We start from the raw sequence: 22,818 nt of genomic DNA, 5'->3' as shown, positions 1-22,818 counted from the left end.
CGGATTTCCTTTTGGTTCAGTCGGTCGGGCGGAAGGCGGCACCCCAGGGGAAGCGCCCCACCTTGATGGATTTGATCGCCTCGCGCGCAGCCACGTCGATCACGGTCACATCACCCGATACACCGTTGGTGGTGAACAGCAGCGAGCGATCCGCGTTGAACGCCATGTGCCAGACACGGCGGCCCACAAGAATGTAATCCTCAACCTCATAGGTTTCGGCATTGACCACCGCGACATGGTTCGACGGTCCGAGCGCAACAAAGGCATGGGTGTCACCCGCGGTGAACTCGAAACCCACCGGCTGAATGCGGTCAGGGTGAACACCCTGCACGGCGAATTCGATCTTGGCGAGTTCGGTCTGGTCGGCGGTACTGAACACGGTGATCGTGCCGCCGATTTCGGCACTGACCCACATCTCGGTCCCGTCCTTGACGAATTCCGCATGACGCGGGCGGCTGTCGACCAGCGTGTTGGCAAAAAGCTTTTGCGTCTCCGTGTCGATCCAATGCGCCATATTGGTCGTCTCTGATGTGGTGATGGCGATCTTGCCGTCGGGCGACACTGCCATGCCCTCGGGCTCCACGCCCACGTCGATCTGCGCGATCACCTTGCGGGTCTCGGTATCGACGACAGTGGTGATCGCGTCGTCCTCATTGGCGATATAGAGGTGGCGGTCGTTGGGATGCAGCACGAATTGCTCCGGGTCATCGCCCGACGGCAGATCGTTGAGGATTTTCCCGGTCTCCGGGTCCATCACCTGCACCGCATTGCTGTCCGAAGCGCAGATATAGACGCGGCTAAAGTCCCTGGAAAAGATGATCCCCCGGGGTCGTTCGCCGGTTTCATAGGTCTGGATGACCTCCAGCGTCTCGGTCGAGATCACCGAGATCGTGTCGTCCTTTTCATTGGTTACCCAGATTTCACCAGCAAAGGCGGCAGGGGCCATCAGGGCGAAGGTGACGGCAATTCTGATCATTCGAAAACCTCACACATGCTTTCCGGGCGGTCGAGGCCCAGACTGTCCATCTCATTGACCTGATGCAGGAAACCTTCCAGCGGCGCCTGCGCCACAAGCGCGCGCGGATGCGCGACGGCGATGGGCTGGCGCAGCTGACCGTTCCAGTCGCGATAGGACAGGGGGCGGCCCTTGAAGCCCGCCAGTTCAAATTCATCTGACAGGATGTAGCCGCGCAGGGTGTCAACATCACTGGCATTGGTACGGGTAACGGCCTCGCCCAGCGTGCGCAGTGCGGCCCAGGCGGCATAGTCCTGCGCGTTCATCTCGCGCCCGTTCTGTGCGGTGAACCGGGACTGCAGCTGCGCGCCCCCCCATTGTTCGATCACCGGCGACCAGGCCACGGCGCTCAGCCCTTCGGATCCCACAACGGGCCGCGCCGCCCAGGTGTTGTATAGCACGTAGCGCCCGAAATCATGCACCTCGTCGGCCAGGATCAGCGCGTCGTAATCACCGAAGTCCTGGGTGAAAAGCGGCACTTCTTGTGCCGCGTTGCGGCGCATGTCGGCGTCGAAGACCCACGTCTTTTCACCCTCCAGACGCAGGCCGAACTTTGTCAGGGAACGCCGCATCGCCTCGGCATAGCTCTGGTCGGCGGCATGTGTGCCGACGATCATCACCAGATCATCCCAGCGTTTCTGGACCAGCACCTGCGCCAGCGCATCGGTACGCATGGCATCCGACGCGGCGGTGTGCAGCACGTTGGCGCGACAGTTGCCACTGCGCAGATCGGGCGCACCGGCGGACACATTGAACAGCAACGCCGTGCTGGCTTCGGGCAGATCGGCAATGTTCAGCAAATCCGCAGCGCTGGCATCAATCACCAGATAGGGGGTTGCCGCCAACATCTCGCGCGCTGCCGCGAGCGGGTCCTCGCCTTCACCCACCGCAGCGGTGATCAGCTCATAGGTCTGATCCAAGAACTTGCCGGTGGTCAGATTGTCCTGCAACCCGGTTCGCGCGCCTGCAAACCCGCTGTCCTCCGGGACCGGGTCGAGGTTCGACAGGGTTGGTGGCCTGGGCTGCGCGATCTTCAGATAGCCAATTGTCAGGCTGGTCTCGGCCCAGAGACCAGCCGGGACCAGTATGGCAACGGCCATCGCAATCAGCTGACGAACGAGATTCGTTAAGATCATGGAACCAGCCTACCCATGCCGCTCAGATCAGAAAGTACGACGATGGTCTGGGTCTGAACAAAGCACAACCAAAGTCCAATACCGCCCTTCCCGGTCGTGCCTTAGAGATGTGGCAACAGATATGAACGGGGAATCGCGATATGACTAGCACATTTGGTAAATCACTGGCTCTGGGCACGGCCATCGCCACTGCCGCCACTCTGGTTCTGGCCCATGGTGATGTGGCCCCGCAGGCCGTGGACACGACCGGCCTGCCGGAGGTGGGCGAAGAATGGCTGATCGAAAACCCTTATCGCGCGGACAAGGTGGGCGATGATGTCTGGCTGCGCGCGGTCGAGATCGGCGCCTCGGGCTACAATCAGAACTGCGCACGTTGTCATGGACTCGAAGTGGTCTCGGGCGGGCTGGCACCCGACCTGCGCTTCCTGGAGGCAGAAGAATACGGCGACGAATGGTTCGTGCAGCGTTTCCGCGAAGGCTATACCCAGAACGGCACCACCAAGATGCCTGCCTTTGGAGAGCTGCTGGGCCAGGAAGCCGCCTGGGCGATCCGGACCTACATCGAAGCGCGGCCGGACGAGGGCGCGCTTGATGATTACGCGGATGAACTCAAGGACCTGCGTGACCAGATTGCCGGCTATGTCAACGATGCCTCCGGTGCCGAGAAGGACGCCCTCGTCGGCCGGTTGAGCGAAATCGCGGCCGAGGTCGAAACCGGCTCCGGCGCACCGGTGGCTGACAGTGTCGCCTTCCGCGCGGCCAACCTGATCGACGGCACGCCCGCAGGCTACAAGGCCGCTCAAGAGGCATTGACGATTGGTCTGTCTGCGGCACATTAGGCCCATGGCCAAACGCTTTCTGCCGACCTTTATGCTGGTTCTGGGCCTGCTCCTGACGGGGCAGACCCGGGCGGCTGACCCCTGTGCGGATTATGTCCCACAGGCCAGACCGCAGAACACCGGACGCGACATTGTCGGCCGCGACCTCGACGAGATCGTCGAACAGGGCCATATGCTCTTCGCAGTCTACGAGGATTATCCCCCATATTCCTGGGAGGAAAGCGGCACGCCGCGGGGCGTCGATATCGACATCGCGCGTCTTATCGCCGGGGATCTGGGCGTGGAAGCGCGGTTCAACTTTGTTGCCGCAGGCGAGAACCTCGACGCCGATCTGCGCAATAACATCTGGAAAGGCGCGCTGATCGGCGGGCGCGTTTCCAATGTGATGATGCGCATTCCCTACGACAGCGCCTTCAAATGCAGGGTCGAACAGGTCGCCTTTACAGGTCAATACGCAGGCGAAAGCATCGCCATTGCGTATTCGAAGGCGGAATATCCCGAGGAAAAGCCGGTTCCGGCCTATTTCCGCTTTGACCTGGTGGGTGTCGAGAACGACTCGATTTCGGATTTCTACCTGTCGAGCCTCGTCGGCGGCCAGCTGCGCGCCAACATGCGGCGCTTTCCCTCCACCGGTGCCGCGATGGAGGCCCTCGACGCCGGTGAGGTCAAGGCGGTGATGGGGCCGCTGGCCGAGCTTGAGCACGGATTGACCGACAAGTCCGCCGTACACCAGCCGCCGCTGGCCGGTTTTGCGGTCAGCCGCTGGACATTGGGGGTGGCTGTCAACTTCCGCTACCGTCCGCTGGCCTATGCGGTGGACGATGCGATCTATGCCGCGCTGCAGGACGGACGCATTGCCGCGATCTATGAAAGCTATGGCCTGACCCACAGCGCGCCAGAGCGCTGATGATCCGCATCTGACACTCTGGTTTCACGCTTGGCAGAAAGGCGGTCAAAGCGTCGTCAGATCGCCCTGCCAGTCAACCAATATTATGCGCCGAACCCCCGTCATCTGGCGAACCTTCCGGATCAGGGCCATATCGGCCAGCACCAGACCAGTCGACAGCGCATCGGCCATTGCGGCACTTTCAGCCTCGACCGAAACCGTGGACCACTGCGGTTGCTGCCTGGGATGCAGGATATGACCGCCGCTGCCCAGAGGTGTTGCCAACGGGCTTGACGTTGCTATGGCTCCCCGGCCCAGCCTGCGGGTCGCCAGCAGGCCATGCTGCGGGTCTTCCACCGCCAACCGCCAATCGCCGCCAGTGGCACGGTATTCACCAATGTTGACCAATGCGTTCCCGAACCCTGCACCCGCCAGGGCGTCGGCCACGGCATCGGTGGCAAAACCCTGCGCAATGCCGTTAAAGGTCAATGCCTGCCCGGGTGCCAGGCGGATCGTGCCCTTGTCGAAGGACAGCCGGTCCCAGCCGATCAGGGCAAGTGCCTCCGCCGTATCACCGCCCAGGGCCAGGGCCTGCCACAACGGCTGCACTGTCGGGTCGAACAGCCCTCCGGTGATCCGGTGCGCCGTGTCCGCGAGACCAAAAAGCGCCCGGAAAGGTGCTGAGGGTCGCAGGTGCCCCTGCCGGTTCAGCCGGACCAGTTCGGAGGTGGGCCGGAACAGCGAAAACCGCTGCTCCATCTGGCTGACGATCTTGCGCGCCTGATGCAGCGCTACCTTCACCGCCTCATCCGGCCCCGACAACCTGATTGCCACCTCTGCACCAAATGCGCGGCCTTTCCAACTCTGTGACTGCGCCAGTGCCGGGGTCGCGGCAAAAGCCGCCGAAATGGTCAGGAAGCGTCGCCGGTTCATGCTCATTCTGCCGCCACCTTCTGCCTGCGCCCCTTGGCGGCCAGCACCAACGGCACACAGCGGGCCGGATCGTCATGGATGGCCACGCAATCGAGGCACTGGAAACACTCCGAGTACTGGATTTCTCCGGTCTTCCTGATCGCCCCATAATTGCATTTGACCCTGCACAACTGGCAGGGCGATCCGCAGTCTGCCCGGCGCGCGATCCAGTCCCGGCCGCGGATCAGCCCACCAATCGCCATCACTGCACCCAGCGGGCACAGGTAACGGCAGAAGCCCTTGAACAGCACCATGGAAAACAGCAGCAACCCCACTGCATAGGCCACGTAATACCATTCGCGGATGAAAAAGGTGGTGATGGCGGTCTTGAAGGGTTCCACCTCAATCGCCTTGTCAAGCGCGGCAGGAGCGCCGAAGAGGAGCGCCACCAACCCGGCCAGCACCACATATTTCAGAAGCTTGAGCCGGGCGTCCCAAACACCACGCGGCTCAATCAGCGGCAAGCGCAGCACCCGCCCCAGGTGATGGGCAAACTCCTGCATCGCCCCGAACGGGCACAGCCAGCCGCAAAACAGTCCCCTGCCCCACAGCACAAAACCCGCAATCGAAACCGCCCAGATCAACAGTGAGAAGGGATCATAGAGCAGGAATGCATAGCTGCCGCCATCCAGCGCGGTCCGGGCCACCGCCAAGGGTGTCGCGATGGACAGCTGTCCCTGCCCCCACCAGCCGATGAAACCAAGCACGACTGCCAGCAGCCCCAGCCGGATCGGCGTGAAAAAGCGATGCCCGGCCAACCGGTTCATCCCAAAAAGAAGTAGCCCGACCAGAACCGCCAGGAACACCGCCAGCACCAACAGATCCGCCGCACGATTGCGCAACGCCTCGACCCAGGGCGGCGCCTGCTTGGTCACCTCGGGACGGGAATAGAACCGCTCCGGCGTGATGTGGGTGGTGGTCAGGGTGACCGAACCGATGTCGGGCCGGAAGCTCCCGTGTTTGCGCAGGGCGTCGACCTTGAGCGTCCATTCCGCCGTCGGATCGAACCCCAGCCGCCGGTCGGTGCGCAGGATCAGGGCGGCACCGTTGTGCAGGGCGTCGGGCACATCCTCATTCAGTTCGATGTAGATGTCGCTGTCACGAAAAGCGATGGGAAAACCGCCCTGTTCCGCACTGATCAGATCCGGCGAGGTGTTGCGCACGAATTCTTCCGTCACCAGCCCATGCCTGCCCGTCTCGATCAACAACACGGGCTCGTCGGTGTCGGCGATCTCCAGAAAATTCTGCAACTCTTCGAAAGCGCCAGCACTCAGCACCGCCTGCGCAATCGAAGGCGCACCAATATCGATCACCCACAGGTCGAGGTAGGGCGCGTCGGGCGCGTCTTTCGCCTCCGGATCGTCGTCCGCCCACAGCGTGCCGTCAAAGGCCGCGTCGACGTCGGCGTTGCTGACAATCTTGCGCGTCACAATGCCCTGGGCCACCAGATCGTCCCAGCTCAGCGCCTCGTGGTAATCTCGGTTCGGATAGGCCGGCGGGCCGGTGGAAATCCCGCTCATCTTTTCGCGCGCGACCTGCAAGGTTGCGGCCAGAATGCTCTCGTGCGCGATCCGAACGGAAGCGGTGCCCTTGGTCACCCCGTCGAGATAGACCAGCGCCGATCCCTCGGCAGCACCGCCATAGGGTGACCCCACGACCAGCGTGTCGGAAATCGAATGCCCGCGGTATTGCTTGAAGAAGTCATAGAACAACTTCTCCGGCAGGCCCGATACAAAGATCGGCTCGTTGTGCGAAATCAGCTGAACGTCGAGAAACCTGCCATCGAGGTCAAGCACCACAAGCATGTTGATCGATGCGCCGGAGAAGCCGGGCAGCGGTGCCATCGGTTCAGTCTCAAAGACATATCCCGCTTCGGCCCCACCCGAGTTCAGCAACTGCCAGACACCCTTGTCGTTGATCTGCTCACCCAGGCTCATGGGTGGTCCGATGTAGGATTCCAGAACGTCGCGCGGCAAAGGACCATCCTGCGCGGCCGCGATACCCGCACAGCAAAGCAGCGCCGCCAGCAGCGCCGACGATATCTTGCCCAAGACTTTCATCCCTCGCAGCCTAAGACGGGCCAGCGCCCCGACCTATGCGACCTTGGTCTGATCCGGGGCAATATTCCTGTGCGGCCTGCGCGATTTCATGCAGGGCTGGCAGCCGGAATGAACCGCGCGTATGCCGATATCAAAGCCCTGCGCATGTCTCTGGCAGGCTTTGCCGCCCTGTGGTGGCTGGGGCCGTGGCGCGGAAGGGTTAGTCCCCCTGAACCCAAAATACGTTACATTGGCCATTTGCCCCCGGATCGCTTGCGATCCGGTTCGCGCCCGACCCCGCCCCCCAGGGCGGGCGCGAACCTCTGTCGCATTGCCTTGCCGGGCAATGGGCTGCGGCAAAATCCGTCAAACCCGTCACGCCGAAGGCGTGCCAACATCACAAGGCGCTCCTTCGGAGCGACGGGCGGCAATTTAATGAGTCCAGACCCTAGGTCGTGTTGACATTCATTGCCGCCCACCCGTTTCAGTCCAAAATTGCTCAGTTCCAGGCAAGAGAGCGCAGGAATAGCCAGCTATTTCAAGCTCTCTTAACGCAGAAATGGGCAATTTTGGCGAAACCCCTGCGGGGCGCGGCGGATTTTGCCTCTGCCATCCCGGATGTTCGCTTCCAATGATCACATTGCTGCGCTCTCATCAGGGCGCCAGCGGCAAAATCCGTCTCGCGCGGGTGGGCGACAATGAATGTCAACACGACCTAATACAGCAGCGCGCAGCCCAATGTCCGTTCCATCGCCGCGACCAGTTCATCCACAGTCTCGGTGTTCACATATTCCCCGCCGGTTTCAGCCGCGAGACATTCAGCGACGCTGATCGTCTTGTTGTAGCCGCTCACGCCCTGGTTATCCCAGCCGAAATGTTCGCCCCGCACCTTGAAACCGATCACATGCACCGTGGTCGCCACCCCCTTGGCGGCAAGCTCGGTTGCAAGCCTGCAGGGCTGTCCGCCGCAGGTTTCCTTGCCGTCGGTCACCAGCACGATGGTTCCCGGTTTGCGGGTGTGATCGAGGGTCCGGGCAGCAAGGCCAACCGCATTGGTCAGAGCGGTCCTGCCCTCGGGCTGAAGCCCTTCGATGGCATCGATGACGGATGAGGCGGCCTCCGGGCGAGGAGCAAATTTCAGGTCGATGCCGGAACAGGTATCCGTTGCCGTGCCCGGCCCGTAAACGATGAGCCCGATCCGCCGGTTCGGGGCAATCTGCGGCATGACCGCCCGCATCGCGCGGCGGGCATCAAAGATGCGCGGTTCGCCAATCTGGTTGAACCCGGTCTCGGCCATCGACCCGGAGCCGTCAAAGACGATCATCGCGTCCTCGGTACAATCGGCAGCGAGCGGAACCGCCGCAAGCGACAGCGCCGCAGCCGCTGAAACCGTCCGGACCCAGACACCGGAAAACACCATGGCCCCCCTCCCCCGCTATCGTCGGTAGACGTATTCGGGTGCCGCAATCTCGTGTACATCCTGCTCCAGCAGCGCATCCAGCACCGAACGGCCATCGGACTTGCGGCAGACCGGATCGGGCGCGGCGGCATCGCCCAGGACCGCCATCGCCTGACAACGGCAACCGCCAAAGTCGATATCCCGCCGATCGCAGGTCTGGCACAGTTCCGGCAACCAATCGGTGCCACGATAGGCGTTGAAAGCGGGGCTGTTGTACCAGATTTCCGACAGCGGCAGGTCCAGCACCTTTTCGAAACTCAGATGCGGGATCGTCTCGGCTGCATGGCAGGGCAGCACCGTGCCATCGGGCGTGACATTCAGGCCGGTCGACCCCCAGCCATTCATGCAGGCCTTGGGAAAGTCGGAATAGTAATCCGGCGGCACGAAGTCGATCACCAGTGCGCCGCGCAACTCTTCCACAGCTTTCGCCACTGCCGCCTTGGCCACGTCGACCTGCGCCCGGCTTGGCTGCAGTTGCGCACGATTGATCAGCGCCCAGCCCTGAAACTGCACGCAGGCGATCTCGATCCGCCGCGCTCCCAGGTGTTGCGCCATCCTTATCGTGGCCTCAAGATCGTCGAGGTTGGCCCGGTGCATCACGGCGTTCAGGGTCAGCGGAAAGCCGATGTCGGCAATTACCCTGGCCACATGCATCTTGCGGTCAAAACCGCCCTTGTAGCCGCCGATCCGGTCCGCCATCGCGGCGGTGACACCCTGCAGGGACAATTGCACGTGATCGAGACGGGCCGCATCCAGCTCCTTCAGGCGGCGTTCGGTCAACCCGATGCCCGAGGTGATCAGATTGGTATAAAGCCCCGCCTCACGCGCAGCCGCAACGAGTTCGACAAGATCGCGGCGCGAGGCGGGCTCGCCCCCCGACAAATGCAGTTGCAGCACGCCAAGCGCTGCGGCCTGACGGAACACATCCGCCCAGGCTTCGGTCGAAAGCTCTCGCTCCTTGCCGGTCAACTCGGTCGGGTTCGAGCAATAGGGACAGGCCAGCGGGCAGCGATGGGTCAGTTCCGCCAACATCGCCATCGGCGGATCAATGCGGTCTGACATGCACCATCCCCTTCTCGACCAGGTCCTGGACAAAAGCCATCACATCGGGTTCGATCACGTCCAGCGGCGCGTCATATATCTGCGACAAAGCCTGGGAAATCTCGGAAAGGCAGGCAACGCCGTCCAGTCTGCCCAGCACCGCCACACCCACCTGATCCAGCATCAGCACGCGCTCCGGGCCCAGCAGGACCTCGGTCTCCCGCACCCTGTCGAAACAGGTCCGCACTCCGCGGGGCAGTAATGGCACATCATCCCGCTGCATCAGGCCAGCCCCTGGTCCGGCAGCCAGCCACCAGGCGGAATGCGCCCCGGTTCGACATAGGCATACCACAGCGCGTCAAGCTGTGCCCAAAGCACCTCGGTCTTGAAGATCAGCGCCCGCACGGCGGCGTCCTGATCGGCGCGGGTGCGGGCGTTGTCCATCACCCATTGCAGGCCAAAGGCCACGTCCTTGGGGGCTTCGGTCAGCCGGTTCCGGAAATAGGACAGGGTATCGGTGTTTGCAAAGTCGTAGTGTTCGAGCAGGCCCGCAATACGGTTCTTGTGGATGGCAGGGGCGAAGAGCTCGGTCAGTGACGACGCCACCGCGGGCAGCAGCGGCTCGTCCCGCACGAACCGCACATAGGCATCCACCGCAAACCGGGTCGCGGGCAGGATCCCGACCTCCGACCGTACGTAATCGGGATCAAGCCCCACACCTGCGGCCAGCTTCAACCAACGCGCGATACCGCCCTCTCCGGGCGCGCGGCCGTCGTGATCTTCGATCCGCGACCGCCATTCGCGGCGCAGGTCGGGGTCACTGACCCGCGACATGAACGCCGCGTCCTTCATCGGAATCCGGGTCTGGTAATAATAGCGGTTGATCACCCAGGCGCGCACCTGATCCGGGGTGCAGCCGCCGGAATGCAGCAGTTCATGGAACGGATGCTTGTCGTGATACTGCCGGTCACCGATGGCGCGCAGGCGGGCCTCGAAATCTGCCGGGCTGTCGGGCCTGTCGGTCACAGCGTAATCTCCAGTCCGTCGCTGGCGAACTCCCAGTTCGCGGCCAATACCGCTGCCCGTTCCGGGCTGTCGGGCTGCAGGACCGGATTGGTGTTGTTGATGTGGATGTACATCTTGCGTCCCTCAATATCCGCCAGCCGTTCGAGACTCCCCAGCCTGCCGTTTTGCGGCACATGTCCCATGCGCGCCCCGGTCTTTTCGCCGGTGCCTGTGCGCTGCATATCGTCATTGTTCCAGACCGTCCCGTCAAAGAGCAACAGATCGAGCCCCTGCAAACGCCGCTTCAGCCAATCGGGGATTGCAGCACATCCCGGCACATAGGCCACCCGCCGCCCGCCGCTTTCCAGAAGCAGGCCCACCGTCTGCTCGCCAACCTCTTCAAGGTTCAGTTCATCACCTTCAAGAAACAGCGCCACCTTACCAGGCACCGCAAACGGGGTGACGGTCAGACCGGGCACGGGCTCAAAACTGGCGTCGAGCTCGATCCGTTGCTGTTTCACCAGCTCAGGGTCCAGAACGCCGAACACCGAATTGCTGTTCAGGATGTCGAGGCCGCTGGCCGTCGCATAGACCGCAAAAGGCGTCTTTTCACGCAAGGTCAACGCACCGGCGATGTGATCAATGTCGCCATTGGTCAGCACCAGGGCCGCAATCGGCGTATCGCGCAGACCGCGCGGGTGCAGCTGCGGAGTCATCTCGAATTGGCCGCGGATATCGGGTGAGGCATTCAGAATCACCCAGTCTGCCCCGTCGGGCGAAACCGCTACCGAAGACTGCGTCATCCGCGGGATCAGCCCGGCGCGCGCGTCCGCACAATTCCTGCAGCCGCAATTCCACTGGGGCAGCCCGCCGCCGGCGCCTGCCCCGAGTATCACCAGTTTCATGTCATTGAAGTGGTCAAATCACTTCACGACCGGCGTCACGGTCATCGTCTTCACCGGGGCCGTACATGTTGATCTCCATGCCGCACTTGATTTCCCGTGCCATTGGTTTGTTCCATGCCATTGTGCATTCCTCCCTGTTGATGGTCTTTTCATATCGGGAATCGGCACCGCAAAATATGCGACTTTAGGACTATATCGCACCCGGCACTTTAGTCCAAAAGACCAAGGTCTAATGGATCGCGACCGCTTCAGAACCTAGAAACACAGCGCACAACAAAGGGTCTGATCATGCAATCAATCAACTGTCTTCTGGTCACCGCTTTGCTGGCCATGCCCATGCCGGCTCTGGCCGAGGGTGACGCCGAGAAAGGTGAAAAGGTCTTTCGAAAATGCCGCTCCTGCCACGAGGTCGGCCCGGAAGCCAAGGACAAGACCGGCCCTGCCCTGAACGGCATTGTCGGTGCCGCGGCGGGCGCATCGCCGGATTTCGGGTATTCCAACGCAATGAAAGAAGCAGCGGAGGCGGGATTGGTCTGGGACGAAGCGTCACTCGCCGCCTTCCTGACCAAACCCCGCGATTTCCTCAAGGGCACCCAGATGTCCTTTCCCGGACTGCGCAAGGAAGCGGACGTGGCAAATGTGATCGCCTATCTCGCCCGGCAACAAGCCGTGGCAGAGAACTGAAGGGGATATTGCAAACTCGTTTGGCAAAGTCTGAATACTGGGCCGTTCGCGCATGTCAGCCCCGGCCACGGTAAGGCGGCACACCCTGGTCGGGGATCCACACGCCGTCCGGCATGGGGCCGGTCTGCCAGAACACGTCAATCGGTATGCCTCCGCGCGGATACCAATAGCCGCCGATCCGGAGCCATTGCGGATCAAGGAAGTCGGCCAATCTGCGGGCGATGGAGATGGTGCAATCCTCGTGGAAAGCGCCGTGGTTGCGAAAAGATGTCAGGAACAGCTTGAGCGATTTCGATTCCACCAGCCACGGCCCGGGCACATAGTCGATCACCAGATGGGCAAAATCCGGCTGTCCGGTCATCGGGCAAAGCGAGGTGAATTCAGGCGCCGTGAAACGCACGTTATAGGTAACGTCGGCCTGCGGGTTGGGCACGCGCTCCAGTTCCGCATCCTCCGGGCTGGCGGGAATGCGGGTCTCGCCGCCGAGTTGTTTGAGATTGCTGTAGATATCTTGGGTCATGGAAGTCTCCGTCAGGTCAGACGCCGCGCTTGTTGCCCCAGATGAGCACATGAAGCTGCGGCAGGATGCGGGGGGCGAACCAGCCATCGGCCATCGCCTTTTCGGTGAGCCAGCCCAGCCGGTCGGCCAGGGCCTGCGGATCAACAGGGGTGGCAGGATCGACCTCGGGGTTGCCGGGCTGGAGGTAGAGCGGCAGGTGCGCATAGCGGCTGTGAACCTGGCGCGCCCATTGGTAGTCGATGTCATCGAAGATCACGATCTTCATCACCTGTTGGCGCGCCGAGGCGCCCAGTTTCAAGCAGGCGTCGAAGGCGGTCCAGTCCACCTCCTCGCCGCTGGATGGCGGTTTGGGCGAGAGCACCAGCGTGTCGAGGCAGGAAAACCACGGCCTGGCAATTGATCCCTGGGTCTCGCAGGCAAAGCGATAGCCCGACTGCCGCCCCAATGCGATCAGCGGGCCAAAGTCCTGTATCGCCGGATTGCCGCCGGACAGCGACACCGTCAAAGGACGGTCCCCGGAGAGCTGTCGCACCTTGTCCCAGACTGCCTCGGTGGACAGGGCGGCCCAGCTGTGACGATACTGGCTGTCCACCGCATGCAGACTGTCGCACCAGCTGCAGCGGTAATCGCAACCTCCCGCGCGGACAAAAACGGTCGGCTCCCCGATCAGCGCCCCCTCGCCCTGGATCGTGGGCCCGAAAATCTCGGCAATGCGCAGGGTCATGGCCGGTATTCCGCCCATGTCTTGGGGGTCTCGCTTACCAGCACGGCGCAGCACTCGGGCCAGCGGGCGGCACACCAGTCATAGAAATGTTTCGCCATGTTCTCTGCCGTGGACGGGGCGTCCATCACATCGTTCAGATGTCGGTGATCGAAGGTATCGTCGATATAGGTCTTGAGCTGCTTGAGGTCGTGATAGTCGCGCACGAACCCGTCCTCGTTCAACGTAGGTGAAGCCAGTTCGACGACGACGATGTAATTGTGCCCGTGCAGGCGGGCACATTGGTGATTCTGGGGGAGATGGCACAGCTGATGGCTTGCGGAGAAGTGAAATTCCTTGCGAATGCGAAACATCAGGCTGCACCCCGCCTGGCCAGCGCCTCGGTCCAATAGTCCGGATCGGCATAGAGCGTCGGATCCGGGACCCCGGCCAGATGGAAGGCTTCGCGCCGCTCGACACAGGTGCCGCAACGCCCGCAATGAATCTCGCCGCCCTTGTAGCAGGACCATGTCTCGGCAAAGGGGGTGCCATGCTGCGCGCCCTGGCGGACAATCTCGGCCTTGCTCTGTTCGACAAAGGGCGCGTGCAGGCGCACCGCGGCATAGCCCTCCAGTGCCGCCTGCTGCATCGCGTCGAAGGCGCGGGTAAAGCCGGGGCGACAGTCGGGATAGATGAAGTGGTCGCCGCCATGCACGGCGGTGGCGACGGCGTCATCTCCCTGCGCAGCAGCGATGCCAAAACCGATGGACAGCATGATCGCATTGCGGTTGGGCACGACCGTGATGCGCATCGTCTCTTCGGCGTAATGGCCGTCAGGCACGTCGATATCGTCGGTCAGGGCTGACCCCGAGAGGGCCGCACCGATGCCGCGCATGTCGATCAGGTGAAAGGGAACGCCCAACCGTTCGGCGGCAGCTTTTGCAAAACCGACCTCCTTGCGGTGGCGTTGACCATAGTCAAAGGAGACAAGCCGGGTCAGCTGATGCTCACGGGCTGTGATATGCGCAAGCGACACGGAATCGAGTCCGCCTGAGCAGATGACGAGAGTTTTCATTTTCAGGGCCCTTGTTTTGATGTCCGGGTAGGCTGCGACCGGATGGCGGGCCTTATTTCAGAATCCGCGCAGGTTGCAAGGGACGTCAGAACCCTTCGCGAAAGTTTGATGCGGACCCTTGGGTAGGGGCCGGTTATTGTCTGCGGAACGCCGCACCGGCGGCATTGGGCCGAGCGCGCCATGACCCTCCCTGCGGGACGCGCAACTCATGCCCAAGGTGATTGATCCGGAAAGCAGGAAGCCCAAATCAAAATCAGGACAGGCGCCCTTCACCGGGCTTGCCTGGTGCAATCAAATGGCCGAGTACGCCCCGATCTTTGAAGTACACAACCGGTTGTTCACGAGCGCCTCGGCGAAGGTGACACCTGCTGCGACACCATCGATAACCGGCAGTCCGAATTCCTCACTGAGCCGCGCCATGAGATCTGCCATCCCGGCACACCCCAGAACGATTGCTTCTGTATTGTCTTGCTCGATTGACTCGCGGATTTCAGACCTGATTTTGAACAATGTTGCCGGATCGCCCTCTTCCAGTTTCAAGACAGGAATGTCGGTTGCCCGCACGCGCGCGCATTTTTGGGCCAGCCCATAGCGCATAAGGTTGTTTTCCAGACCGGGTACGGAACGTGAGAGCGTTGTTATGACGCTGAACTTGTTGGCGATCATGCTGGCTGCGTGATAGGCGGCCTCGCCGATGCCCAGAACCGGCACCGAGACGAGTGTCCGCACGGCATCGACGCCAGTGTCATCAAAACAGGCAATGACGATTGCATCGACATCCGGATGCCGCGAAACCTCGGCCAGCAGGCCGGGGATGCAGGTGGCAACGTCCAGAAAGCCCTGAATACTGGCCGGTCCGTCTTGTGAGTTGGAGGCAATGATCTCGGTGTCAGGGCGGGCAACGGCCCGCGCGGCAATCGCGATCTTGTCCGTCATTGAGGTGGTCGTATTCGGGTTGATGACCAGGATTTTCATATCAGTTCACACCTCACCGCCAAGGTAGGCGGCCTTGATCCGGTCGTCGTGCAGCAGTTCTTTGGAGTTGCCTTCGATGACGACGTTCCCGGTCGCCATGGCGTAAGCCCGGTGCGAAATGCTCAGCGCCATGCGCGAGTTCTGCTCTACCAACAGCACTGACACGCCTTCGTCGCGGTTGATCGCCACGATGGAGCGGGCAATGTCCTGCACCAGCTTGGGCGCGATCCCGAGGCTGGGTTCATCCAGCAGCAAAAGCTTGGGCTTGGCCATGAGCGCACGGCCGATCACCATCATCTGTTGTTCACCACCCGACAGGGTTCCCGCGGCCTGAGAGTAACGTTCCTTCAGGCGCGGAAATCGCGTCAGAATGCTGTCCAGAGTGTTCTGGATGTCGGCTTTGTCGTTGCGGGTGAAGGCCCCCATCATCAGGTTGTCCTTGACCGACATGAAGGGAAACACGCGGCGGCCTTCGGGCACCATGGCAATGCCCCGCCTGACGATGTCCGACGGATCGGTGCCATCTACACGCGCGCCTTCAAAAGTCACAGAGCCGCTTTTCGGCCTGGCCAGACCGGTGATGGCGCGCAGGATTGACGACTTGCCTGCACCATTGGCCCCGATCAGGGCAACGGTTTCCCCCTGGTTCACGTTCAGCGACACGCCCTTCAGCGCGTAAACATGATCGTAGTAAAGTTCGACGTCTTTGAAATCCAACATGGCTGTCATGGCCTACATCCCTATCTCGTCGTCGACACTGCCGAGATAAGCCTCGATGACCTTCTCGTTGTTCTGGATTTCAGAAGGTGTGCCCTCGGCGATTTTCTCACCGAAGTTCAGCACGACAATCCGGTCCGAGATACTCATGACCGCAGGCATATCGTGTTCCACCAGCATCACCGTCACCCCGCGCTCGTCGCGCACGGACCGCACCAGATTGACCATATTCATGGTTTCATCATGGTTCATGCCCGCAAAGGGCTCGTCCAGCAGCAGCACCTTGGGGTCCGTCGCCAAACCGATTGCAATGCCAAGCGCGCGCAGGCTGCCCTGCGGCAGATTGCTGGCCTGTTCATTGCTGATGTCGGACATGCCGAGGAACTCCAGCAATTCGTCGGCATATTTTTCAAAGGCGGCCACATCGTTCTTTGCCGTTTTCGACCCCCAGAAATATCCCGCAAGCGAGGCCCTGGCGCGCAGGTGCTGTGCCACCACAACGCTCTCGCGCACGGTCATGCTTTTGAAGATCGTGGTTTCCTGGAACGTGCGCACGACCCCTTTGCGCGCCACGATATGCGGCCTGAGGTTGGAGATACGCTCGCCCCGATAGATCACTTCGCCGGTGGTCGTTGGCGTGAAGGACGATATCATCTTGAACAGCGTGGATTTGCCCGCGCCGTTCGGGCCGATCACCGACAGGATTTCGTTTTCGGCGACGTCAAAACTGATGTCGTTGTTTGCCGTCAGGCCACCGTATTTCTTGGTCACGTTCCTGACTTGAAGAAGCGGGCTCATTTGTCACCTCCTTTGCCGAAACGGATGCTCAGCAGGCCGTTGGGAAGAAAGCGGATGATGACGATCAGGATCGTGGAATAGATCAGCATCTGGTATTTGCCGAACTCGAACAGCAGGTCCCAGCCAAAGTAGAGCACCAGCGTCCCCAGCATCGGACCAAAGACATAGCCAAGGCCGCCCAGAAAACAGTTCAGCATGAAGTTGACCGAATCCGCGACCTGAAAGCTGGAGGGATAGACCGACTGCGCGATGGATCCGAACATGGCCCCGCCAAGCCCGCCGAAAAAGCTGGAGATCGCAAAGATCACGATGCGGATATAGGCGATGTTCACCCCGATGGAACTGGCGAGTTCCTCGTTCTGCTGCATGGAGCGGCAGAGATGCCCAAGGCGGGAATTCACCAGCCGGTAAAGTGCTGCATAGGTCAGGATCATGATGATGCAGGCGGTGTAATAGAAGGCCAGCTTGGTATTCTCCATAGCGGCAAAGTCAGGCAGGATCGGAATGCCGAAAACCGAAATGCCGGAAGGCAGCGGGATGTTGGAGATACCCTTGGCCCCGTTGGTGACGGGCAGCGCCAGGGCTGTCAGTGTCACAACCTGGGTCAGGACCAGCGTGATCATCGCGAAATAGACGCCGCGCAGACGCAGGATCGGCAGGCCGATCAGGACCGCAACAACAGCCGCGCAGAGACCTGCCGCAGGCAGCGAGATCCAGAATGACCAGCCCGCCTTGACCACCAGAATGGCCGAGACATAGGCGCCGATCAGCGCAAATGCCCCTTGGCCGATATTGATCCGGCCGATGTAGAAGGTCAGCCAGACCCCGGCGCTGGCAATGGCCAGCAGCGCAACGGAGGTGAGGGTAAAGTAGAAGTCCCAGCGGCCGGTTGCCCCGATGACGAGCGGCACGCCGATGAAGATCGCGAACAGGAATATCCCGACGCCGATAAGCTGTTTTGAGGAAAATCCAGGCATCAGTTCAACCCCACGGCTTGCCCATCAGGCCTTGCGGTCTGATGGCGAGGAAAATCATCAGGGAAACGAAGATCAGCAGATAGGTGATATCGCCGTACTGATAGAGCAGCGCGAGGCCGATGGCCTCCATGAAGCCGAGGATGATACCGCCCCAGATCGCGCCGGAAATCACACCCGCACCACCGATCATGACCATCATGAAGGCCTTGATCGAGGTCGGCCCGCCCATGCCAAGATTCACACCGGTGATCGTGACCAGCAGACCGCCGACCAGACCGGCAAGCATCGCACCAAGCGCGAAACCGATCATCGAATAGCGATCCACGTTCACGCCCATCAACTGGGCCGCGGTTCGATCCTGGGCCAGGGCGCGCAGGGCGCGGCCCGTCTTGGTGTATTGCATCAGGCCGATGAAGGCGACGATCGACAGGATCGCAAGCAGGCAGATCAGAATGCGGTCGTAGGGCATGATGATCCGGAAATCCCAGTTGAACACGCCATCCACGATTTTCGGAACACCGCGCTGTTTCTCACCGAAAACCAGCAGGATCACCGCATCGAGAAAGAAGGCGATACCCGCAGCCAGAAGCATCGTGCTTTCTTCGCGGGCAGATCCCTTGATCACCGGCGCGAAGAGAAATTTTTCGATCAGGGCGCCAAGTATGGCAAGCGTGACACATGACATCACCAGCGCCAGGACAAACGGCACGCCCCACTGACCGTAGAAGGTATACGTGACGAAACCGCCAATTACATACATCTGACCGTGGGCAAAATTGAGGACGTTCATCAGGGCAAAGATCAGGGTCAGACCAAGCGCGATCATCGCATACTGGGACCCCAGATAGACGCCATTGGCAAGTATCTGTTCCATGGAGCTTCCTTTGCTGGAAAAGCCCCGGGCCGCTGCGGCCCGGGGAGGTGCTGCTTGGGAGAGAACCCAAAGCAGGAGGGGATCGCCTTAGTCGACTTCAGCGACGAACAGCGTTTCAAAGGTGCCGTTCTGATAGACATTCACCACCAGCGGCACCGCCACCTGCCGTTTCTGGCCAAAGGATGTCATGCCGACATAGCGCAGCTTTGCGTCGCCGTTCATGAAGGGGTTGGGTGCTTCGAATGTGTCCATCGTCGCCTGGAAAGCATCGACATCGGTGATCGCGGCAGGATCGGCCTTGAGCGTTTCCAGGATGTATTCAAGCGCGTAAACCTTGGTGTTGGACTCGTCGTTGTATTCGCCAAACATATCGGTATAGCGCTGCACGAATTCATTCATTGCAGGCGAGGCAAGCTCTGGTGTGGAGGCACCGCCGACCGAGATGAAGCCATTTGCCAGATCACCGGCGCCTTCGGCCAGAACTCCGGCATCTTGTGCGGTTTCTGTCGAAATGATGCCCTCATAGCCCAGTTCGCGGGCAGAGCGGATCAACTGGGGCGCATTCGCGGGGGAAACACCGGAGAGCACCAGCAGATCAGGACGTGCGCGCATGACCGGCGTCAACACCGGGGTAAAGTCGGTTGTATCAACCTGATAGGTCACATTGTCGGAAACCACTTCCAGACCCAGGGCTTTGGCCGCTTCGACGCCGCCATCACGCTGGCTGAGCGGGTCGGATTCGTTGGCCGCGACAAAGGCAACGGTTTTGACGCCCTCTTCCGCCATCAGATATTTGTAGATTGCGGGGCCGGACTGGTAGTTTGCCACCATGCCCAGAACCGCGTTTGAGGCGGGTGCCTCATAAAGCGATTTGGGGAAGGCATAAGGGAAATACATGATCCCGTTGGATTCAGCGACCGGACGAACAGCGGCCGCGCCATCATCGACGTTCGGACCAACAACATAGTGAATGCCCTCCTGGGCCATTTTTTCCATGCCCGCGATGGCGCGCTTGGGATCTTTCTGATCGTCGAAGGACACGATTTCGATGTCATAGGTCGTATCACCGATGGTGTAGCCGCCGGTTTCGTTGATCCAGGCGGCGCGCGTTTCCATCGACCGCTGGTTGGAAATGCCCCATGCCGCGGCAGGGCCACTGGTCACGCCGACAAAACCGATTTTCAGAACCGGGTTCTCTGCGACGGCTACGGTTGCCCCGATCGCTGTCACTGCAACAGCCGCCATGGCCGTTTTCACAAATGATCTTCTTTGCATGTCTTAACTCCCGTTGAATCAAATTTTGACGCGTTTTGCGCCATTCTTGGCCAGCATTTTGATGGATTCCCCATGTTGCCGCTGCGTCAGTTGACGATTGTTAACAATCTCTGTCAACATTTTTGTTATTTTGGTCGACAAATTCTAACGCTTGGCCTTACACTGATTGAAGTTTAAGCATTTGCAGCCAGCATGGCCGCAAAGCCCATCAATCCTGAAAGAAATCTTGTGTCCACCAAGCCGCAGCAAAGCAGACAAGCGACATCCGACCTGACCGGGGGCCCGGAAGAGAACTTTATTGTAGAGCGTATTTACAAGGCGGTGATGGAACAACGTCTGGCCCCGAAAACCAAGCTGAGCGAAGCGCGCCTGTGCGAGACATTCGGCGTCGGACGGATGCGCGTTCGGCGCGCACTTCTCCTGCTCTCAAGTCAGGGCATCATCGAGCTACAGTCAAATCGCGGTGCATATGTCGCCTGTCCCGACAGGACCGAAGCGAACGATGTATTCGCGGCCCGGATGTTGATCGAACCACCGCTCGTTCGGCAACTGGCGCAGAACCCGGGTGATATTGATCTGGCACTCCTCACCAACCACATCGCTCTGGAGGATGCGGCCCGCGAAAAAAAAGAACGTACCGAAATCATTCGGCTGTCAGGCGAATTTCACACAAAACTCGCCCAGGCGACCGGAAACAAGTTTATCTCCCGGATGATGCGCGAGCTGGTTACACGGACGTCACTCATCGTCGGCCTCTTCGGGACATCAGAAAACGCCAGTTGCCCCGATGATGAACACAGCAACATCCTGAAAGCGATCCAGTCACATGACCCGGACCTGGCCGAAAAATTGCTTATATCTCACCTCAACCACATTCAAAGCGGTCTCGATATGGAAGCGCGCCAGGAACCCCAGGACGACCTGGCTGCCATTCTTGGTTCGGATTGAACAACTGCCAATCCATCACCCGTTGTCAGTGTAAACCGACAGTGCTGCTTTCCCCCTGACGGAAACAGATCGGACAGAACCTGTCCGACCAATACCGCATTTGAGTGTCAGCTGCGCTGAACGTGATTGCCGTCGGCTGAATGTCAGTTTCGAAGCCATGCGGCGGCATGGGCATATTCGTCGATCAACGCTCGTTCCAGCCCTTTCCTGCGATGATCGTCGCTCTGGCCTTTTCCACGCGGCGTGCCCTCGTTTCCGATTGCTTTGCACCGGAAAAGTGCAGGACCCAGCCACGCTGTCGTCCCGGCGTCAACTCTTCGAAGGCTTCGGCCAGCTCGGGATCGTCATCGAGGGCATCTTGTAGCTCTTCGGGATAATCGAGATTGTCCTTTTCGGTAAACTGGACTTCCAGCCCGTCCTTTTCCGCCTGGATGGCCCGCGCTATGAAGCGCCGGATCGTGTCCTCTTCGTCTTCGATCTCTTCCAGATTCTCGAAGTGCAGCCGCCGCATGGCCTGCGAATGCTTGCCGGGCTGGACGAGAACGCCGTCCTCGTCCTCCAGCAGCGACCCCTTGAAGAAACCGACCGCGCAGGAGTTCTTCATCCCGTAGATGATGGCGACATTGCTACCGTCCCATGCGTAGCAGAGCTTGCCCCATTTCACGTGCTCTTCAAGGTCACTACCAAGAAGGATGTCGCGCAACTTGCGCCGTTCATCCTGCCAGTTTGTCTGGTTCAGAAGCGCTTCGATCCTTGAATCCTCTGCCATGCCGGTTACCTGCCCTGTCTTCATTGCTGTGCGATGAAGAGCCGTCCCAGCGCGATCAACGCGCAGACGGCTACGACACCCAACCAGTAATACATTGGCCCGTTGTCAACAGCCCCCGAGCACAGATGCACGCCGGAGAAAACAAGCATTTCCACCGCGATTCCGATGGCAGCGATCGGCACCAGCCACCCCAGAGAGACGGCGACAACCGGAGCGACCAGACCGGCAGCGCAAAGCAGTTCAAACGGGATCAGGCCCATCCAGACGACACTGGGGATCGCGGCCAGCGTCGGGACAGCCTGTTCCGAGTTAAAGAGTTTCCAGCCCGCGCCGATGACCGTGTGCAGCGCCAGCAGCGCCTGAAGTATCCAGAGGACGATGTTCATTGCGCGTCCTCGTCATCAAGACCGGCAATGACCTCTTCCAGCCTGCCGAGGAACTGTTCCCAACCGGCCCTGGCTCCGTGATAGGCCCGATCATGACCGGAACCAAAACCCGATTGCTCCATCTTCAGATGCGTGCCGGTATCGGTTTCCGTCAGGGTCCAGGTCACCACGCTTTCCAGCCCGTGCGCCACCCAGGAATAGGAGAGCGACTTGTGCGGCTCGACCGCCAGAACCTCGCAGGACACCGTGCCCCAGTCCGCCTCCAGATCGAAACAGTGCCCGACCTCGGGTTTGAAATCGCTCTTCATCAGCCATTCCTCCATGAGGTGCTTTTGCGTCAACGCGCGCCATACCTTCTCCGGCGCGTGGCGCAAATCGCGTTCTTTCACGACTGTGCGCGTGATGTTTTCGGTTTCTGTCACTGGTCCATCCTCTTCAAAATATCTTCTAGACCATCGAGCTTTACATCCCAGAAGCGGCTCATGGTCCGCGTCCAGTCAACCAGCGGAGCCAGCCCCTGGATATTCGCGGAATAACGCGTCTGACGCCCATCCTGCCGCCCACTGACAAGGCCCGCCTGTTTCAGAACGGCCAGATGTTTCGACACGGCCGGTTGCGAAATCCCGGCCTGTTCGGTCAGCGACAGGACGTTCTGTTCGCCATCAAGGCACAGCCGTTCCAAGATCGCTCTGCGCGTTGGGTCGGCAAGGGATCGGAAAATCCTGTCGTGCTGATCTGACATAACAAATAGCCCTTTGGTTATGAATAACTCATAACCGTGCAGCTATATTTCTGTCAATTAGACTCAGAACCCGCAGCCAGT

Annotated in this window: 28 protein-coding genes; 4 read left to right on the top strand and 24 right to left on the bottom strand. The window is 60.5% G+C overall.

Going from position 1 to position 22,818, the window contains the following annotated elements; translation table 11 throughout:
- Positions 1 to 16: 16 nt before the first annotated feature.
- Both ACWNZ3_RS21105 and ACWNZ3_RS21100 read right to left on the bottom strand, forming a co-directional pair.
- Positions 17 to 976, bottom strand: a complete 960-nt coding sequence (locus ACWNZ3_RS21105; RefSeq protein ID WP_496902515.1) for a YVTN family beta-propeller repeat protein — start codon at positions 974 to 976, stop codon at positions 17 to 19.
- The gene (locus ACWNZ3_RS21100) at positions 973 to 2,151 is read right to left on the bottom strand and encodes an ABC transporter substrate-binding protein (RefSeq protein ID WP_496902514.1); all 1,179 of its coding nucleotides are present in this window, start codon (positions 2,149 to 2,151) and stop codon (positions 973 to 975) included. The genes ACWNZ3_RS21105 and ACWNZ3_RS21100 overlap by 4 nt, the downstream gene beginning before the upstream one ends.
- Positions 2,152 to 2,291: 140 nt before the next feature.
- On the opposite strand from ACWNZ3_RS21100, the gene pedF reads away from it, so the two are divergent.
- Entirely contained in the window at positions 2,292 to 2,990 is a 699-nt protein-coding gene (gene pedF / locus ACWNZ3_RS21095; protein WP_496902513.1) for a cytochrome c-550 PedF, read from the top strand.
- Between the two features lie 31 nt (positions 2,991 to 3,021).
- Positions 3,022 to 3,897 carry a substrate-binding periplasmic protein gene (locus ACWNZ3_RS21090; RefSeq protein ID WP_496902602.1) on the top strand — a complete coding sequence of 292 codons (876 nt, stop codon included), beginning with the start codon at positions 3,022 to 3,024 and terminating at the stop codon, positions 3,895 to 3,897.
- A gap of 45 nt (positions 3,898 to 3,942) precedes the next feature.
- Here the strand turns inward: ACWNZ3_RS21090 and ACWNZ3_RS21085 are convergent, their stop codons facing one another.
- The 8 genes from ACWNZ3_RS21085 to pqqA form a co-directional block, all read right to left on the bottom strand.
- On the bottom strand, positions 3,943 to 4,815 hold the full coding sequence (locus ACWNZ3_RS21085) for an FAD:protein FMN transferase (RefSeq protein ID WP_496902512.1): 873 nt from the start codon (positions 4,813 to 4,815) through the stop codon (positions 3,943 to 3,945).
- Complete coding sequence (locus ACWNZ3_RS21080) at positions 4,812 to 6,890, bottom strand: 4Fe-4S binding protein (RefSeq protein WP_496902601.1); 2,079 nt, start codon at positions 6,888 to 6,890, stop codon at positions 4,812 to 4,814. The genes ACWNZ3_RS21085 and ACWNZ3_RS21080 overlap by 4 nt, the downstream gene beginning before the upstream one ends.
- A 712-nt stretch (positions 6,891 to 7,602) precedes the next feature.
- On the bottom strand, positions 7,603 to 8,307 hold the full coding sequence (locus ACWNZ3_RS21075) for a vWA domain-containing protein (protein ID WP_496902511.1): 705 nt from the start codon (positions 8,305 to 8,307) through the stop codon (positions 7,603 to 7,605).
- A gap of 15 nt (positions 8,308 to 8,322) precedes the next feature.
- Positions 8,323 to 9,408: a pyrroloquinoline quinone biosynthesis protein PqqE gene (gene pqqE, locus ACWNZ3_RS21070; RefSeq protein WP_496902510.1), complete on the bottom strand. Its 1,086-nt coding sequence runs from the start codon at positions 9,406 to 9,408 to the stop codon at positions 8,323 to 8,325.
- Positions 9,392 to 9,670, bottom strand: coding sequence for a pyrroloquinoline quinone biosynthesis peptide chaperone PqqD (gene pqqD / locus ACWNZ3_RS21065; RefSeq protein ID WP_496902509.1), 279 nt, complete (start codon positions 9,668 to 9,670; stop codon positions 9,392 to 9,394). Before pqqD ends, pqqE begins: the two co-directional genes overlap by 17 nt.
- Positions 9,670 to 10,413 carry a pyrroloquinoline-quinone synthase PqqC gene (gene pqqC / locus ACWNZ3_RS21060; RefSeq protein ID WP_496902508.1) on the bottom strand — a complete coding sequence of 248 codons (744 nt, stop codon included), beginning with the start codon at positions 10,411 to 10,413 and terminating at the stop codon, positions 9,670 to 9,672. The genes pqqD and pqqC overlap by 1 nt, the downstream gene beginning before the upstream one ends.
- Entirely contained in the window at positions 10,410 to 11,297 is an 888-nt protein-coding gene (gene pqqB, locus ACWNZ3_RS21055) for a pyrroloquinoline quinone biosynthesis protein PqqB (RefSeq protein ID WP_269362933.1), read from the bottom strand. Before pqqB ends, pqqC begins: the two co-directional genes overlap by 4 nt.
- Positions 11,298 to 11,310: 13 nt before the next feature.
- Positions 11,311 to 11,418, bottom strand: coding sequence for a pyrroloquinoline quinone precursor peptide PqqA (gene pqqA, locus ACWNZ3_RS21050; RefSeq protein WP_114274330.1), 108 nt, complete (start codon positions 11,416 to 11,418; stop codon positions 11,311 to 11,313).
- 167 nt (positions 11,419 to 11,585) lie between these two features.
- Here pqqA and ACWNZ3_RS21045 point away from each other — a divergent pair, with 167 nt between their 5' ends.
- Entirely contained in the window at positions 11,586 to 11,981 is a 396-nt protein-coding gene (locus ACWNZ3_RS21045; protein ID WP_496902507.1) for a c-type cytochrome, read from the top strand.
- Positions 11,982 to 12,036: 55 nt separating this feature from the next.
- Here ACWNZ3_RS21045 and queF read toward each other — a convergent pair whose 3' ends face one another.
- The 10 genes from queF to ACWNZ3_RS20995 all read right to left on the bottom strand — a co-directional run bounded on the left by queF (position 12,037) and on the right by ACWNZ3_RS20995 (position 19,892).
- Positions 12,037 to 12,501, bottom strand: coding sequence for a preQ(1) synthase (gene queF, locus ACWNZ3_RS21040; protein WP_496902506.1), 465 nt, complete (start codon positions 12,499 to 12,501; stop codon positions 12,037 to 12,039).
- 16 nt (positions 12,502 to 12,517) lie between these two features.
- Positions 12,518 to 13,225, bottom strand: coding sequence for a 7-carboxy-7-deazaguanine synthase QueE (queE, locus tag ACWNZ3_RS21035; protein WP_496902505.1), 708 nt, complete (start codon positions 13,223 to 13,225; stop codon positions 12,518 to 12,520).
- On the bottom strand, positions 13,222 to 13,575 hold the full coding sequence (gene queD / locus ACWNZ3_RS21030) for a 6-carboxytetrahydropterin synthase QueD (protein WP_496902504.1): 354 nt from the start codon (positions 13,573 to 13,575) through the stop codon (positions 13,222 to 13,224). The genes queE and queD overlap by 4 nt, the downstream gene beginning before the upstream one ends.
- Positions 13,575 to 14,276 carry a 7-cyano-7-deazaguanine synthase QueC gene (gene queC, locus ACWNZ3_RS21025; RefSeq protein ID WP_496902503.1) on the bottom strand — a complete coding sequence of 234 codons (702 nt, stop codon included), beginning with the start codon at positions 14,274 to 14,276 and terminating at the stop codon, positions 13,575 to 13,577. Before queC ends, queD begins: the two co-directional genes overlap by 1 nt.
- Before the next feature lie 291 nt (positions 14,277 to 14,567).
- Positions 14,568 to 15,251: an aspartate/glutamate racemase family protein gene (locus ACWNZ3_RS21020; protein WP_269362925.1), complete on the bottom strand. Its 684-nt coding sequence runs from the start codon at positions 15,249 to 15,251 to the stop codon at positions 14,568 to 14,570.
- 6 nt (positions 15,252 to 15,257) lie between these two features.
- The gene (locus tag ACWNZ3_RS21015) at positions 15,258 to 15,980 is read right to left on the bottom strand and encodes an ABC transporter ATP-binding protein (protein WP_269362923.1); all 723 of its coding nucleotides are present in this window, start codon (positions 15,978 to 15,980) and stop codon (positions 15,258 to 15,260) included.
- Positions 15,981 to 15,983: 3 nt separating this feature from the next.
- The gene (locus ACWNZ3_RS21010) at positions 15,984 to 16,766 is read right to left on the bottom strand and encodes an ABC transporter ATP-binding protein (RefSeq protein WP_269362921.1); all 783 of its coding nucleotides are present in this window, start codon (positions 16,764 to 16,766) and stop codon (positions 15,984 to 15,986) included.
- Complete coding sequence (locus ACWNZ3_RS21005) at positions 16,763 to 17,743, bottom strand: branched-chain amino acid ABC transporter permease (RefSeq protein WP_496902502.1); 981 nt, start codon at positions 17,741 to 17,743, stop codon at positions 16,763 to 16,765. The genes ACWNZ3_RS21010 and ACWNZ3_RS21005 overlap by 4 nt, the downstream gene beginning before the upstream one ends.
- 4 nt (positions 17,744 to 17,747) lie before the next feature.
- A complete protein-coding gene (locus tag ACWNZ3_RS21000) occupies positions 17,748 to 18,617 on the bottom strand; it encodes a branched-chain amino acid ABC transporter permease (protein ID WP_114274340.1) in 870 nt (289 codons plus the stop codon).
- Positions 18,618 to 18,704: 87 nt separating this feature from the next.
- A complete protein-coding gene (locus tag ACWNZ3_RS20995) occupies positions 18,705 to 19,892 on the bottom strand; it encodes an ABC transporter substrate-binding protein (protein WP_496902501.1) in 1,188 nt (395 codons plus the stop codon).
- 192 nt (positions 19,893 to 20,084) lie between these two features.
- Here ACWNZ3_RS20995 and ACWNZ3_RS20990 point away from each other — a divergent pair, with 192 nt between their 5' ends.
- A complete protein-coding gene (locus ACWNZ3_RS20990) occupies positions 20,085 to 20,840 on the top strand; it encodes a GntR family transcriptional regulator (RefSeq protein WP_496902500.1) in 756 nt (251 codons plus the stop codon).
- 184 nt (positions 20,841 to 21,024) lie between these two features.
- Here the strand turns inward: ACWNZ3_RS20990 and ACWNZ3_RS20985 are convergent, their stop codons facing one another.
- From ACWNZ3_RS20985 to ACWNZ3_RS20970, 4 genes are read right to left on the bottom strand one after another with little or no spacing between them, the layout of a single operon-like run.
- Positions 21,025 to 21,609, bottom strand: coding sequence for a YdeI/OmpD-associated family protein (locus ACWNZ3_RS20985; protein ID WP_496902499.1), 585 nt, complete (start codon positions 21,607 to 21,609; stop codon positions 21,025 to 21,027).
- A 20-nt stretch (positions 21,610 to 21,629) separates the two neighbouring features.
- Positions 21,630 to 21,995: a DoxX family protein gene (locus ACWNZ3_RS20980; RefSeq protein WP_496902498.1), complete on the bottom strand. Its 366-nt coding sequence runs from the start codon at positions 21,993 to 21,995 to the stop codon at positions 21,630 to 21,632.
- Positions 21,992 to 22,417 carry an SRPBCC family protein gene (locus ACWNZ3_RS20975; protein ID WP_496902497.1) on the bottom strand — a complete coding sequence of 142 codons (426 nt, stop codon included), beginning with the start codon at positions 22,415 to 22,417 and terminating at the stop codon, positions 21,992 to 21,994. The genes ACWNZ3_RS20980 and ACWNZ3_RS20975 overlap by 4 nt, the downstream gene beginning before the upstream one ends.
- Positions 22,414 to 22,737 (bottom strand): ArsR/SmtB family transcription factor, encoded by a 324-nt coding sequence (locus tag ACWNZ3_RS20970; protein ID WP_114274346.1) that lies wholly within the window; start codon positions 22,735 to 22,737, stop codon positions 22,414 to 22,416. The genes ACWNZ3_RS20975 and ACWNZ3_RS20970 overlap by 4 nt, the downstream gene beginning before the upstream one ends.
- Positions 22,738 to 22,818: the final 81 nt, after the last annotated feature.

Source organism: Sulfitobacter sp. IGS-18, assembly GCF_059628195.1.
The sequence above is the reverse complement of the archived record's forward strand: the minus strand, read 5'-3'. Positions and strand labels throughout refer to the sequence as shown.